Source organism: Kribbella sp. NBC_00709 (genome assembly GCF_036226565.1).
Lineage (GTDB): Bacteria > Actinomycetota > Actinomycetes > Propionibacteriales > Kribbellaceae > Kribbella.
Genome location: NZ_CP108996.1, coordinates 44,802 through 56,700, shown reverse-complemented (window position 1 = coordinate 56,700; position 11,899 = coordinate 44,802). Strand labels below are relative to the sequence as shown.

The window sequence follows — 11,899 nt, the reverse complement described above, 5'->3', positions numbered from 1 at the left end:
CAGGAGGTTGACCATGGCGAAGGAACTGCGGTTCAACACCGACGCCCGGCGGTTGCTCGAGTCCGGCGTGAACGCGCTGGCCGACGCGATCAAGGTGACGCTCGGGCCCAAGGGCCGCAACGCGGTGCTGGAGAAGCTGACCGGCCCGCCGACGATCACCAACGACGGCGTCACCATCGCCCGCGAGATCCAGCTGCGCGAACCCTTCGCGAACATGGGCGCCCAGCTGGTCAAGGAAGTCGCGATGAAGACCAACGGGGTCGTCGGCGACGGCACCACCACCGCCACCGTGCTGGCCCAGGCGATGGTGCGCGAAGGCCTGCGCGAGGTCGACGCGGGCGCCAACCCGATGCGGGTACGGCGTGGCATCGAGCGGACCGTACCGGTCGTCGTCGAGGCGCTGCGGAGCCGGGCGGTCGAGGTGAACGGCCGCGAGCAGCTGCAGCACATCGCGACGCTGGCGGCCAGTGACGACGAGTTGATCGGCGAGGTGATCGCGGACGCGGTCGACTGGGTCGGCCGCAACGGCGTGGTCACCACCGAGGAGTCGGACACGCTCGGGATGTCGGTCGAGGTTGTCGACGGCATCGAGTTCGACCACGGGTACGTCTCGGCGTACATGGTCACCGACCGGGAGCGGATGGAGACGGTCTACGACCACCCGCTGATCCTGCTGACCAACAAGAAGATCACGCAGGTGCAGGAGATCATGCCGACCCTCGAGGTGGCGCAGCGCGCGGATCGTCCGCTCGTGGTGCTCGCCGAGGAGGTCGACGGCCCGGCGCTGCAACTGCTTGTCGGCGGCAACATGCACAACACGATGCGGTCGGTCGTCGTCCGGGCCCCCGGGTTCGGTCACCGGCGGATCGCGGAGCTGGAGGATCTGGCCACCGCGCTCGGCGGTGCGGTGATCGCGAAGGACACCGGGCTCGACCTGACCGACGTGACCCGCGAGCACCTCGGCTCCTGCGACCGGATCACGATCACCGAGGACAACACCACGATCGTCGGTGGGCACGGGGACGCGTCGCTGGTGGAGGCGCGGATCTCCCAGCTGGAGAAGCAGTTCGAGCGGGCCAGGATCGACGCCGACCAGGACAGTCTGCAGCTGCGGATGGCGCGGCTGGCCGGCAAGGTCGCGGTGATCCGGGTCGGTGGTGCGACCAGCGTCGAGCTGAAGGAGCGGATGCTGCGGGTCGAGGACTCGCTGGCCGCAACCCGGGCCGCCCTCGAGGAGGGCGTCGTGGCAGGCGGCGGGACCGTACTGGTCCAGGCCCAGGCCGCGCTGTCCCAGCTGGAGCTCACCGGTGATGAGGCCATCGGCCGCGAGGTGGTACGGCGTGCGCTGCCGGAACCGCTGCGCTGGATCGCGATCAACGCCGGGTACGACGGCGACGAGGTGGTGGCGCGGGTCGCGTCGTTGCCGGCGGGGCACGGTTTCAACGCGCTCACCGGTCAGTACGGCGACCTCGTCGAGGATGCCGTGATCGATCCACTCAAGGTCACCCGGGCGGCGTTGGAGAGCGCGGCCTCGATCGCCGCACTGATCCTCACCACCGAGACCGCGGTCGTCGAGGAGATCATCGGCAACCCCGGCGCGATCATGGCGCCCGGCTTCGGCGACCTCGCCGAGGGCATGGTCCGCCCGTCCAACATCTACTGAGTGGAGCGTGCCATGGACAGGCGGCATCAGTTGCTGGAGACGTTCCTGTACAGGGTTCTCGGCGTACCGCTCGACGAGGTGCACGCGGAGGCCGTCGTACTCGCGCAGGGTCTGAGCGATCGGCTCGAGGAGCTGATCGACGCGGCGCTCGGGTATCCGGCCCGGGATCCGTTCGGGGACCCGATTCAGCCCAAGGCACGCGTGTGATCGAGCCGACCCCGCCACAGCTCGCCACCGCGGCCAGGACATTCGGCCTGTTGCTGGCGCCGGTCCGGCTGCACCTGGTCGCGTTGGCGAGTTGTGGTGAGTACGACGTCGGCACGCTGGCCGCCCGGGTGGGTGTCAGCGTGCCGACGGCGAGCCAGCATCTCGCCAAGCTCCGGCTGGCCGGACTGATCAGCGCACGACGTGAGGGTCGCCGGCAGTTCTACACCGTCGACGACCCCCACGTCGTCGCCCTCGTCGAGCAGATCTTCGAGCATGTCGCGCCAGACGGCACGCTCGCACCGGACCCGCCCCGACGAGCGCTCTCCGGTTGGATCGGCCGCCTGCGAGTGCCGTCCCCACGTGCGGCACCGTGACAGCGGCCGGGTGAGAGCGGCTCCCGGGCCGGATCAGGCCGGCCCGGCCCGGGAGTCTGGGCCTAGTGGGTCGGCTTGCTGCCGCAGCAGCCGCCGGCGGCGATGGTCGCGGCGGTCGGCGGCTGCTTGACCGCGGTCTCGACGTCCGCGAGCATCCGCTCACGCTGGGCGGGGGAGATGACCCGGCCGCGGGTGACCACCGTGTGGATCTTGCGGCTGTTGCGGATGTCGGTCAGTGGGTCTGCATCGAGCACGACGAGGTCCGCGATCTTGCGCGGTTCCACCGAGCCGAGGTCGGCTGACATCCCCAGGAACTTGGCCGGCTCGACGGTTGCGGCGTACAGCGCCTGGCGGGTAGTGGCTCCCGCGCCGACGAGGTGCTCCAATTCGTCGTGCAGTGCGAACCCCGGCACGGAGTACGGCGTCCCCGTGTCGGTGCCGGCCATGATCGGTACGTCGTGCGCGAACAGCTCCCGCACGAACCGCTGCCGCCACGCCCACATCTGTCTCTGATGCGAGATCTCCTCCGCGGTGCGGTTGGGGGTGTACAGGTTGTGGATCGCGTAGTCGTAGACGTCGATCTCGTCGGCGTTCATGTACCTGGCCAGTGCCGGATCGAGCCGCGTGTAATCGGGTTGGTCGAGCACGTTGTGCATGGTCAGCGTCGGAGTGACCCGGGTCCGGTTCCGCCGGAGCGTGCCGAACACGTCGGCGGCCCGGGCCGGGCTGTACGTGTTCGCGGCGATCCACTCGATCGGATGCATCTGGCGGAACCAGCTGTTGTAGTCGCCCTTTCGCACGGTGATCGCGAGGACCATCCGCCGTACCTCGGCCTCGCGGCGGGAGACGGCGAGACCGATCGAGTGGATGTGCTCGATGCTGCGCTGCCCGGCGTTGCTGACCTCCTTCGTCGTCAGCTGGTCCGGTCCGTGGCCGTGCACGGTCAGGCCGAGCTTGCGGGCCTCGTCGACGAGTCCGGCGTACGCGGCGCGGCTGAGGCGCGAGTACGCCTTGACGAAGTCAGCGCCTTCGGCCTGCACCCTGCGAACGGCGGCCCGGGCCGACTGCTCGTCACCGGCGACGATGACCGGGGTCAGGTTCGGGTCCCACAGGGTCGGGTCACCGTCGATGATCTTGCTGCCGACCACCATCCGCGGGCCGAGCAGCGTGCCGGTGGCGATCCGGTCGCGCCAGTCGTACAACACCGGGTTCGTGCCGGCCATCTCGCGGACCGTGGTCAGGCCGTTGGCGAGGTACAACGGCGGCGAAACGTGCTCGTCGCCGAGGCTGTGGACATGCATGTCGGCCAGGCCGGGGATGACGTACTTCCCGGTGAGCTCGATCTCGACGGCGCCGCGCGGGACCGGGATCCGCCCGACCCCGATGATCCGTTCGCCGCTGATCAGCACGGTCTGATGCCGGTCGCGGCGCCCGGTGGCGACGTCGATGACGGTGACGTTGGTGAGAGCGGTGATCCTGGTGGACTTCACGACGGCGGAAGCGGTGCTGGTGGTGAACGTCCCACCAGCGAGGACGGCGGCTCCGGCGGCGGTACGGGCGAGGAACTGACGACGAGAACTGTTCATGCCCCTCACTATTGTCGGCCTGCTCCCGCCGGTCAGGGGTCGCAGTACGCCGGTCCCAGGTAGGTTTTTGTCTACCCCGGCACGTACTCTTGGTGGCTGTTATGCGTACTTATGAGGTCCGCACCTACGGGTGTCAGATGAATGTCCACGACTCCGAGCGTCTGCGCGGGCTGCTGGAGGATGCGGGCTACGTCCGCGCGCCCGAGGGTGACGAGGCTGATGTGGTCGTCTTCAACACCTGCGCGGTCCGGGAGAACGCCGACAACAAGCTGTACGGGAATCTCGGTCACCTGGCGCCGGTGAAGGCCCGCAAGCCGGGGATGCAGATCGCGGTCGGCGGGTGCCTGGCGCAGAAGGACAAGGCGTCGATCACGAAGAAGGCGCCGTGGGTGGACGTGGTCTTCGGCACCCACAACATCGGCTCGCTGCCGGTGCTGCTGGAGCGGGCCCGGGTCGCCGAGGAGTCCCAGGTCGAGATCCTGGAGTCGCTCGACGTCTTCCCGTCCACGCTGCCGACCCGGCGCGAGTCGCCGTACTCCGCCTGGGTGTCGGTGAGCGTGGGCTGCAACAACACCTGCACGTTCTGCATCGTGCCGGCGCTGCGCGGTCGCGAGAAGGACCGCCGGCCCGGTGACGTGCTCGCCGAGGTCGAGGCGCTGGTCGCCGAAGGCGTGCTCGAGGTGACGCTGCTCGGCCAGAACGTGAACTCGTACGGCGTGGAGTTCGGCGACCGGTACGCGTTCTCGAAGCTGCTCCGCGCGTGCGGGGGGATCGACGGCCTGGAGCGGGTCCGGTTCACCTCGCCGCACCCGCGCGACTTCACCGCCGACGTGATCGAGGCGATGGCCGAGACTCCGAACGTGATGCCCTCGCTGCACATGCCGCTGCAGTCCGGCTCGGACACGGTGCTGAAGGCGATGCGCCGGTCGTACCGGCGGGACCGCTACCTTCGCATCATCGAAGACGTGCGGGCCGCGATGCCCGATGCGGCGATCACGACCGACATCATCGTCGGGTTCCCGGGGGAGACCGAGGAGGACTTCCAGGGCACGCTCGACGTGGTCCGGCAGGCCCGGTTCGCGGGAGCGTTCACCTTCCAGTACTCGAAGCGTCCTGGCACTCCGGCGGAGTCGATGGCGGATCAGGTCCCGCGCGACGTCGTACAGGATCGGTACGAGCGGCTGGTCGCGCTGCAGGACGAGATGGCATGGGACGAGAACAAGTCGATCGTCGGCCGGACCGTCGAGGTGCTCGTTGCCGAGGGGGAGGGGCGCAAGGACGCCGCCACCCACCGGCTCAGCGGTCGCGCCCGCGACAACCGCCTCGTCCACTTCGCCCTGCCCGCGGAGGTCGAGAAGCCGCGGCCGGGTGACGTCGTCACGGTCGAGGTCACTTACGCAGCGCCCCATCACCTGAACGCGGACGTCTTCGGCGCGGTGCGGCGTACTCGCGCGGGCGATGCGTGGCAGCGAGGGCAGGACGCACCGGCTGCCTCGCCTGGAGTGATGCTCGGCATGCCTTCCGTCGGCGCCAAGCCCTTCGAGCCGGCAGCCGGTGGCTGCCAGGTCGGATGACCGGCGTGCCGGGCGAGGCGGTCGCCGGTGCCGCAGGTCCCGCGGGTCCCGCGGGTCCCGCGGGTCATGGCGAGGGTCTCTCCGCGCTGCTGCCGCCAGGGGCCGAGCCGTTCGCGGCCGGGCGGGATGCGGACGTCTACGCGATCGACGATCAGTGGGTCCTGCGGCGCTACCGCAACCGGCATCCGGTCCGCGACGAGGCCGACTTCATGCGGCACGTGGCGAAGTACGGCTATCCGGTCCCGGACGTCCGCGAGGTCAGCGGTCCGGACATGGTCGTCCAGCGACTCGACGGCCCGACGCTGGGTGATGCCGCCATCGCCGGCGACCTCACCGCGGCCGAGATCGCCCTGATCCACGCCGACCTCCACCGCCGCCTCCAGGCCATCCCCGCACCCAGCGGTACGCCGGGACTGGTCGTCGTCCACGGCGATCTGCACCCGCTGAACGTGATCGCCACCTCGGACGGCCCGGTCGTCATCGACTGGCGCAACGCCGAGGAAGGCATTCCCGAGTTCGACGTGGCGTTGACCGCGATCATCTTCGCCCAGGTCGCGCTGGACCCGGCGTTCGAGGAGCTGACCGGCCTGCTGCGTGAGGCCCTCGGCATCTACCTCGCCAACTCCATCGACCCGACGGTGGGCCTGCCGGCCGCGCTCGAGTACCGCGGTGACAACCCGACGCTGACGGCCGCGGAGCTGGCGCTCCTGCCCGCACAGGAAGCGCTGATCCGCTCACACCTCTAAGCGTTGAGGAACTGGGACGGCTTCAGCGCGCGGGTGACGATCCGGAGTTCGCCGATGTTGCCGGCGAAGCCCTGGTCGATCGTGTTCGCGTAGTGCCCGGCGCCGACCAGCCAGGGCTTGCCCCCGGTCGCGAGTCCGTTGGACGGGGTCGCCGGGTTGCGCAGTAGCTCCGACGAGTCGACGTACACGATGCTGTGCCGGCCGTCGTTCACGATCGCCAGGTGGAACCAGCGGCCGGCGACCATCTCGTGGCCCCAGTTGGTGAACGTGTCGTTCTTGTCGAGCGGGTACACGGCCCACTGCAACTCGAGTCCACCGGAGAATCCGAGTTTGACCGTCGGCTCGTCCGGGTCGCTGCCGGTCTTGCCCGCGTCGCGTCCGGTGCCGAGCCGGGTGAGCAGTCCCTCCCAGGAATGGTCCTGCCCGTCGTCGGCCAGCTTCACGAACGCCTCGATCGTGTAGCCGCTGGTGAAGGTCAGCAGGTTGAGCGGTGCGTTGTCCGCCGTCTTCAGGTAGCCGCCGCGGGCCGGGTTCTTGCCGCCCGGGAACAGCCAGCTCGCGTGGCCAGGCTGGTCCGGGTGGAACTCGGCGCTCGCCGTCGGCGCATCACCGGCGAGCAGTACGCGGGTCAGGTGGTTGCCCTTGCCGGACTGGTCGGCGACCTGGTCGGCGGCCGGCCCGTCGAAACGCCAGTACGCCGCTGTGCCGGGGATGACCAGCTGCGACGCGGGCCGGGCCGGACGGACCGCGACCGGTGCGAACTTGGCGAACCGCTCCGCGAAGTCGATCGGGATGCTGAACCGGTTGGTCTCGTCGGTCAGTTCGATCTCGGCCTCGGCCAACTCGTTCCGCTTGGCCGGGTCCTGGTCCATGATCCACGGCGAGACGGTCTCCACGTCGATCGCGTTCCGGGCCAGATCGAAGTGGTAGAGCCGGACCATGCCCGATCCGCCGTAGAACCGGTCCTGGTAGTTGGTGATATGCAGGTGCACATCGTTGCCGGCGGCATTCTTCCGGGTCACCCGGCCGGGCGGCCAGTAGTGCCCGTTCAGGGTGAGGAAGATCTGGTCGCTGTCGTTCACCAGTTGCTCCCAGACGCGGTTGCCGTGGTCGCTGAAGTACGCGACCGGGTTGCCGTGGTCGGCGTTCACCAGCTCGTGGATGGTGAGGATCACCGGCAGCTTCGGGTGCTTGGCGATGACATCGCGCGCCCAGGCGAAGCTCGCGTCCGACGGCCGCCAGTCCATTGCCAGCAGCAACCACTGTTGCCCGGCGGCGCGGAACACGTGGTACGAGTTGTAGCCGTTCGGCGTCGATCCGCCGTACGTCGACATCCGGCGGAACCGCTGCGGCCCGAACGTGTGCAGGTAGGGCGAGTCGCCGCGGGTGTCGTCCTTGGACCCGTCGATGTCGTGGTTGCCGGCCGGCACGGAGTACGGGAAGCGAGCCCGGTCGAGGATCTTGAAGACGGGGTCGGCCTGCGCGAACTCCATCGCCAGCGCGTTCTGCACCACGTCACCGAGGTGGGCGATGAACACGATGTTCTCCGCCGACCGCTGCTCGATCAGCCACTCGAAGCTCGCGGTCAGCGGCGCCGGATCGCCCCGGTCCTCGTCGTACTGGTATTGCGTATCCGGTACGACGGCCAGCGTGAAGCGCGGGTGCTCGGCATCGATCCGCCCAGCCACCTTGTCCGCCGCCTTGCCCGCCGCCCCTGTGCCGGCCGCTGCGGCGTTTCTGGTGCCCAGCGCACCTGAGGCGATCACGGCACCCGCGCCGAGGGTCCCCAACAGCCGCCGCCGGCTCGTCCCGCCGGCCTGCTCACCGTCGTACAGCTCGTTCATCGCCCCACGCTCCCAAGCTCGCTGACACCGCAGCGAACATTAGAGCGCAGCTACACAAGGAACGGTGAACTCAGGCGAAACCCTGGGCGATCACCGCAGGAAGCCCACCACCGTCGGCCACCGCCGCGAGCACCCGTGCCTCGTGCGGCACCAGCGGCTCGGGCAACTTGTCCAGCGAATACCACTCCAGGCCGGCCGCCTTCTCCGGCTCCATCAACCGCGGCTCACCACTCCACTTCGACGTCGTGAAGAAGAAGTCCACCCGCTCGTCGATCGGATCCCCGTTCCCACCGGTCCGATGCATCGCCGTCACCGGCACCAGATCCGCCGGCTCGACGTCGATCCCCACTTCTTCCTTCAACTCCCGCACCGCCGCCGCAAGCACCGACTCCCCCCGCTCCACATGCCCCGCCGGCATCGCCCAGTACCCATCCATGTACCCGGTATTGGCCCGCAGCAACAACAACACCTCATCCCCCCGCCGAACCACCACATAAGCCGCCGGCACCACCACAAACCGATCCATACCCAGCACCCTAAACACCCCCACCGACGACCGGACCCGACCCGGCCGATGAGAGCGGATGAGCTAGTGCCTCGCCAAGCAACGTTGACGATGTAATCCCCTCACCCAACGCGGAGTACACCCCCAGCCCTCCTCCGCCTCGGTCTCTACCCAACTTTGAGAAGCCACCGCCCAGTTCCAGCACGGAATTGTGGTCGGTGGCTTCTCAAAGTTGGGTAGAGCACCGGCGACAGGCGTACACGCGGACTATCACGCTCAGGTGCACGTCCCCGGCCATCCAGCAGGTCCAATCCGGCCGCCCGGGCCCCGAGTGATGGATCAGGACCTGAACGCTCCTTGGCGAGGCACTAGCGGGCCTCGACCGTTCGGCTCATGACGGTGTGGTTCTTGCCCTTGGGGCGGAGGTAGGTGAAGCCGGCGTGTTCGAAGAGGGAGCGGGTGCCGTTGTAGAGGAAGGAGGCGGTGATCTTCTTGCCGGCGGTGTCCTGGGGGTACGCCTCGACGACGCCTCCGCCGGCCTCGGCGATCAGGTCGAGGGCTCCGTGGAGGGCGACGGCTGAGACGCCTTGACGGCGGTAGTTGCGGTCGGTGAAGAAGCAGGTGAGGCGATAGTCCGGCGGCTGGTCCATGCCCTTCTCGTACTCCTTGCGGTGGTTGATGTTCGGCAGTTCGACCGGTGCGCCGTACTCGAGCCACCCGACCGCGAGCTCCCCGTCGAACACGAGCGCCGCATGCGCGTGCCCTTCCATCACGAGGCGGTGTTTGAGGTCGCGGTTGTTCTCCGCGTCGAAGGTCTTCTCCTCATGCATGGTGTGGAAGTACGTGCACCAGCACCCGCCCCACACCCCGTTGTGCCGCTCCGCGAGCGCCGCGAACGCATCCCACGTCTCGGCCCCGAGCGCCCGGACCGTCAACTGCTCGACATCCACCGTCACCATGAGCCGAGCGTACGACGCTATCCGGACGATCCGCGTCCGGAAGTCAGATCAGATCCGCAGCACCCGGTACGCCGTACCTAGGCGCCACTGCAGACAGTCAAGGCAGTCTGGAAGTCGGCTACCGGATCAGTGGATGGCGAAGGGCCGCAAGCGCGAAGCTTGCGGCCCTTCGGGGGTAGATCAGGCGGACTGGTTCGGCTTGTCCGGGATGTCGTCGTTCTGGCCGTCCAGGTTGTCCAACCCTTCCTTGGCCTTGTCGACGCCCGTGTCGATCTTGTCGCCGTACTTGCCGCCCGTCTTCTCGTCGACGAAGTCACCGGCCTTGTCCAGACCTTCACCAACCTTGTCGCCGTGCTCGTTGACCAGATCGGTGGCCTTGTCCTTCAGGTCCTCGGCCTTGCCCTTGAACTTGTCGAAGATGCCCATCTCGGGGGCTCCCATTCCTGCGTAGTTGAGTGCTTACAGACAGCTAGCGGTGATCTTCGCACCTGCAACGCCGGAACTGTGGGATCTCCGCGAGCGCCATGCGGACGCGCGTCGAACGGGTGTCAGACAGCTGTCAGACAGTTGTCAGACAGTTGTCAGACGCCGTCGCCCGACGGTTCCGACTCTACGTCGCCGCCGCTGTCCTCGCCCTCGTCACCAGTGGATTCGACATCTCCACCGCTGAACTCGACGTCGCCGCCGCTCTTCTGCGCCTCGACATCCCCGCCGCTCTTCTTCGCCTCGACGTCGCCGCCGCTCTTCTTCGCCTCGACGTCGCCGCCGCTGCGCTTCGCGGCCGCCAGGTCGTCGGCTTCTTCCCCCAGACCGAGCGCGTCCTTGGCCGCGTCCGACTCTTCCTCGAACGGATTCGTCACGTAATTTCCTCCCGTAGAAATGTTTCCAGCTCCAGGCGTTCCTACCGAATAGTCAGGGTCATCCACAAGGCTGGTCCGTACCTCTTGGCGAACTCTTCAGAGGCCAACTGACAGACTGGAGCGATGCCTGCTCCACTCGTCGTCGCGGTCGTCGGTCCCACCGCGGCCGGGAAGTCCGATCTGGCCGTCGCGCTGTCCGAGCGCCTGGGCGGCGAGGTGGTGAACGCCGACGCCATGCAGGTGTACCGCGGCATGGACATCGGTACGGCGAAGATCAGCACGGCCGAGCGTCACGGCGTACCGCATCATCTGCTGGACATCCTCGACGTCACCGAGACCGCGACCGTGGCCGAGTTCCAGCAGTTGGCCCGGGAAGCCGTCGACGACTGCATCACCAGGACGAAGGTCCCGGTCCTGGCCGGCGGATCCGCGTTGTACGTCCGCGCGATCCTTGACGACTTCGTCTTCCCGGGCACCGACCCCGTCGTCCGCGCCCGGCTCGAGGCGGAACTCGCCGCCGACGGTTCCGGTGCCCTGCACAACAAACTCCGCGAGCTCGACCCGGCGGCCGCCGACCAGATCCTGCCGAGCAACGGCCGGCGGATCGTCCGCGCGCTCGAGGTCGTCGAGATCACCGGCGGCCCGTACGTCGCCACGCTGCCCGAGCACCGCTATGTGTACCCGGGGGCGATCCAGCTCGGTCTCGACGTACCGCGGCCCGAACTGGACGCGCGGATCGACCTGCGGGTGGACCGGATGTTCGACGCGGGTTTCGTCGCCGAGGTGCGAGGACTGTTGGACAAGGGTTTGATTGAGGGGAAGACGGCCAACCGCGCACTCGGGTACTCGCAGGTGATCGCGTTGCTGAACGGTGAGATCGACGAAACGCAGGCCCGGGAACGGACCGCCCAGGCCACGCGCCGGTTCGCGCGCCGGCAGGACTCGTGGTTCCGTAAGGACCAACGCATCAGTTGGCTGCAGTACAACGACCCCGACTTGGTGGAGAAGGCACTTCGAGTGATAGCCCAAGGCAACCGCAGGGGGATCGGCGGCGTAGTCGGGGTGGAATCGAATGCGAGGGGGTGACCGTGAGGCCGAGTTCCGTGAGTACCTGCTCGCGGACCGCACCAGGCTGATGAGAACGGCGTTGCTGCTCACCGCGGGTGATGTGCACACCGCCGAGGATCTGGTCCAGACCGCCTGCACCCGGGTGTACGTGCACTGGCACCGGATCAAGCACGAAGGCGCGGGCCCGTATGCGCACCGCATCCTGGTCAACGCCTTCCTGGACGAGCGCCGCCGGGCCGGCCGCCACCCGGAGGTGGTGACCGCGGAGACGCTCGAGCCGCGGCTGACCGACGTACCTGACCAGGCCGACACCCTCGCCATCCGGGACGCGTTGCTGGACCTCGCGCCACGGCAGCGGGCGGTGCTGGTACTGCGGTACTTCCAGGACCTGGATGTCGCCACCTGCGCACGGATCCTGGAGTGCACCGAGGGCACGGTGAAAAGCCAGACGGCGAAGGCGCTGAAGCGGTTGAAGGACCTGATGACGGAAGAGACGGGGAGTAGCTGAGGACC

The 11,899-nt window shown here is 68.3% G+C and carries 13 protein-coding genes; 7 read left to right on the top strand and 6 right to left on the bottom strand.

What is annotated here, in order from left to right; translation table 11 throughout:
• Positions 1-13 precede the first annotated feature (13 nt).
• From groL to OHA18_RS00255, 3 genes are read left to right on the top strand one after another with little or no spacing between them, the layout of a single operon-like run.
• Positions 14-1,663 carry a chaperonin GroEL gene (gene groL / locus OHA18_RS00265; protein ID WP_329001335.1) on the top strand — a complete coding sequence of 550 codons (1,650 nt, stop codon included), beginning with the start codon at positions 14-16 and terminating at the stop codon, positions 1,661-1,663.
• Between the two features lie 12 nt (positions 1,664-1,675).
• Complete coding sequence (locus tag OHA18_RS00260; RefSeq protein WP_329001334.1) at positions 1,676-1,870, top strand: iron dependent repressor, metal binding and dimerization domain protein; 195 nt, start codon at positions 1,676-1,678, stop codon at positions 1,868-1,870.
• Positions 1,867-2,244 (top strand): ArsR/SmtB family transcription factor, encoded by a 378-nt coding sequence (locus OHA18_RS00255; RefSeq protein ID WP_329001333.1) that lies wholly within the window; start codon positions 1,867-1,869, stop codon positions 2,242-2,244. The genes OHA18_RS00260 and OHA18_RS00255 overlap by 4 nt, the downstream gene beginning before the upstream one ends.
• 62 nt (positions 2,245-2,306) lie before the next feature.
• On the opposite strand, the gene OHA18_RS00250 is transcribed toward OHA18_RS00255, so the two are convergent.
• Positions 2,307-3,830, bottom strand: a complete 1,524-nt coding sequence (locus OHA18_RS00250; protein WP_329001332.1) for an amidohydrolase family protein — start codon at positions 3,828-3,830, stop codon at positions 2,307-2,309.
• Positions 3,831-3,931: 101 nt separating this feature from the next.
• Between OHA18_RS00250 and miaB the strand changes: the two genes are divergently transcribed.
• Both miaB and OHA18_RS00240 read left to right on the top strand, forming a co-directional pair.
• Positions 3,932-5,404, top strand: coding sequence for a tRNA (N6-isopentenyl adenosine(37)-C2)-methylthiotransferase MiaB (gene miaB / locus OHA18_RS00245; RefSeq protein ID WP_329001331.1), 1,473 nt, complete (start codon positions 3,932-3,934; stop codon positions 5,402-5,404).
• A complete protein-coding gene (locus OHA18_RS00240; RefSeq protein WP_329001330.1) occupies positions 5,401-6,150 on the top strand; it encodes a phosphotransferase in 750 nt (249 codons plus the stop codon). The genes miaB and OHA18_RS00240 overlap by 4 nt, the downstream gene beginning before the upstream one ends.
• On the opposite strand, the gene OHA18_RS00235 is transcribed toward OHA18_RS00240, so the two are convergent.
• The 5 genes from OHA18_RS00235 to OHA18_RS00215 form a co-directional block, all read right to left on the bottom strand.
• Positions 6,147-7,994 (bottom strand): LamG-like jellyroll fold domain-containing protein, encoded by a 1,848-nt coding sequence (locus OHA18_RS00235; RefSeq protein ID WP_329001329.1) that lies wholly within the window; start codon positions 7,992-7,994, stop codon positions 6,147-6,149. The genes OHA18_RS00240 and OHA18_RS00235 overlap by 4 nt on opposite strands.
• A 70-nt stretch (positions 7,995-8,064) precedes the next feature.
• Positions 8,065-8,520 carry an NUDIX hydrolase gene (locus tag OHA18_RS00230; protein WP_329001328.1) on the bottom strand — a complete coding sequence of 152 codons (456 nt, stop codon included), beginning with the start codon at positions 8,518-8,520 and terminating at the stop codon, positions 8,065-8,067.
• 347 nt (positions 8,521-8,867) lie between these two features.
• Positions 8,868-9,458: a GNAT family N-acetyltransferase gene (locus OHA18_RS00225; RefSeq protein ID WP_329001327.1), complete on the bottom strand. Its 591-nt coding sequence runs from the start codon at positions 9,456-9,458 to the stop codon at positions 8,868-8,870.
• Between the two features lie 180 nt (positions 9,459-9,638).
• Positions 9,639-9,884 (bottom strand): antitoxin, encoded by a 246-nt coding sequence (locus OHA18_RS00220; protein ID WP_329001326.1) that lies wholly within the window; start codon positions 9,882-9,884, stop codon positions 9,639-9,641.
• A gap of 155 nt (positions 9,885-10,039) precedes the next feature.
• On the bottom strand, positions 10,040-10,318 hold the full coding sequence (locus OHA18_RS00215) for a hypothetical protein (RefSeq protein ID WP_329001325.1): 279 nt from the start codon (positions 10,316-10,318) through the stop codon (positions 10,040-10,042).
• A gap of 123 nt (positions 10,319-10,441) precedes the next feature.
• Between OHA18_RS00215 and miaA the strand changes: the two genes are divergently transcribed.
• A complete protein-coding gene (miaA, locus tag OHA18_RS00210; RefSeq protein ID WP_329001323.1) occupies positions 10,442-11,404 on the top strand; it encodes a tRNA (adenosine(37)-N6)-dimethylallyltransferase MiaA in 963 nt (320 codons plus the stop codon).
• On the top strand, positions 11,391-11,894 hold the full coding sequence (locus OHA18_RS00205) for a SigE family RNA polymerase sigma factor (protein WP_329001322.1): 504 nt from the start codon (positions 11,391-11,393) through the stop codon (positions 11,892-11,894). The genes miaA and OHA18_RS00205 overlap by 14 nt, the downstream gene beginning before the upstream one ends.
• Positions 11,895-11,899 lie beyond the last annotated feature (5 nt).

Excerpts from the sequence above, each read along its gene's own strand:
- groL (WP_329001335.1), top strand. The coding sequence starts at position 14 with ATGGCGAAGGAACTGCGGTTCAACACCGACGCCCGGCGGTTGCTCGAG.
- OHA18_RS00260 (WP_329001334.1), top strand. The coding sequence starts at position 1,676 with ATGGACAGGCGGCATCAGTTGCTGGAGACGTTCCTGTACAGGGTTCTC.
- OHA18_RS00250 (WP_329001332.1), bottom strand. The coding sequence starts at position 3,830 with ATGAACAGTTCTCGTCGTCAGTTCCTCGCCCGTACCGCCGCCGGAGCC.
- miaB (WP_329001331.1), top strand. The coding sequence starts at position 3,932 with ATGCGTACTTATGAGGTCCGCACCTACGGGTGTCAGATGAATGTCCAC.
- OHA18_RS00240 (WP_329001330.1), top strand. The coding sequence starts at position 5,401 with ATGACCGGCGTGCCGGGCGAGGCGGTCGCCGGTGCCGCAGGTCCCGCG.
- OHA18_RS00235 (WP_329001329.1), bottom strand. The coding sequence starts at position 7,994 with ATGAACGAGCTGTACGACGGTGAGCAGGCCGGCGGGACGAGCCGGCGG.
- OHA18_RS00230 (WP_329001328.1), bottom strand. The coding sequence starts at position 8,520 with ATGGATCGGTTTGTGGTGGTGCCGGCGGCTTATGTGGTGGTTCGGCGG.
- OHA18_RS00225 (WP_329001327.1), bottom strand. The coding sequence starts at position 9,458 with ATGGTGACGGTGGATGTCGAGCAGTTGACGGTCCGGGCGCTCGGGGCC.
- OHA18_RS00220 (WP_329001326.1), bottom strand. The coding sequence starts at position 9,884 with ATGGGCATCTTCGACAAGTTCAAGGGCAAGGCCGAGGACCTGAAGGAC.
- miaA (WP_329001323.1), top strand. The coding sequence starts at position 10,442 with ATGCCTGCTCCACTCGTCGTCGCGGTCGTCGGTCCCACCGCGGCCGGG.
- OHA18_RS00205 (WP_329001322.1), top strand. The coding sequence starts at position 11,391 with ATGCGAGGGGGTGACCGTGAGGCCGAGTTCCGTGAGTACCTGCTCGCG.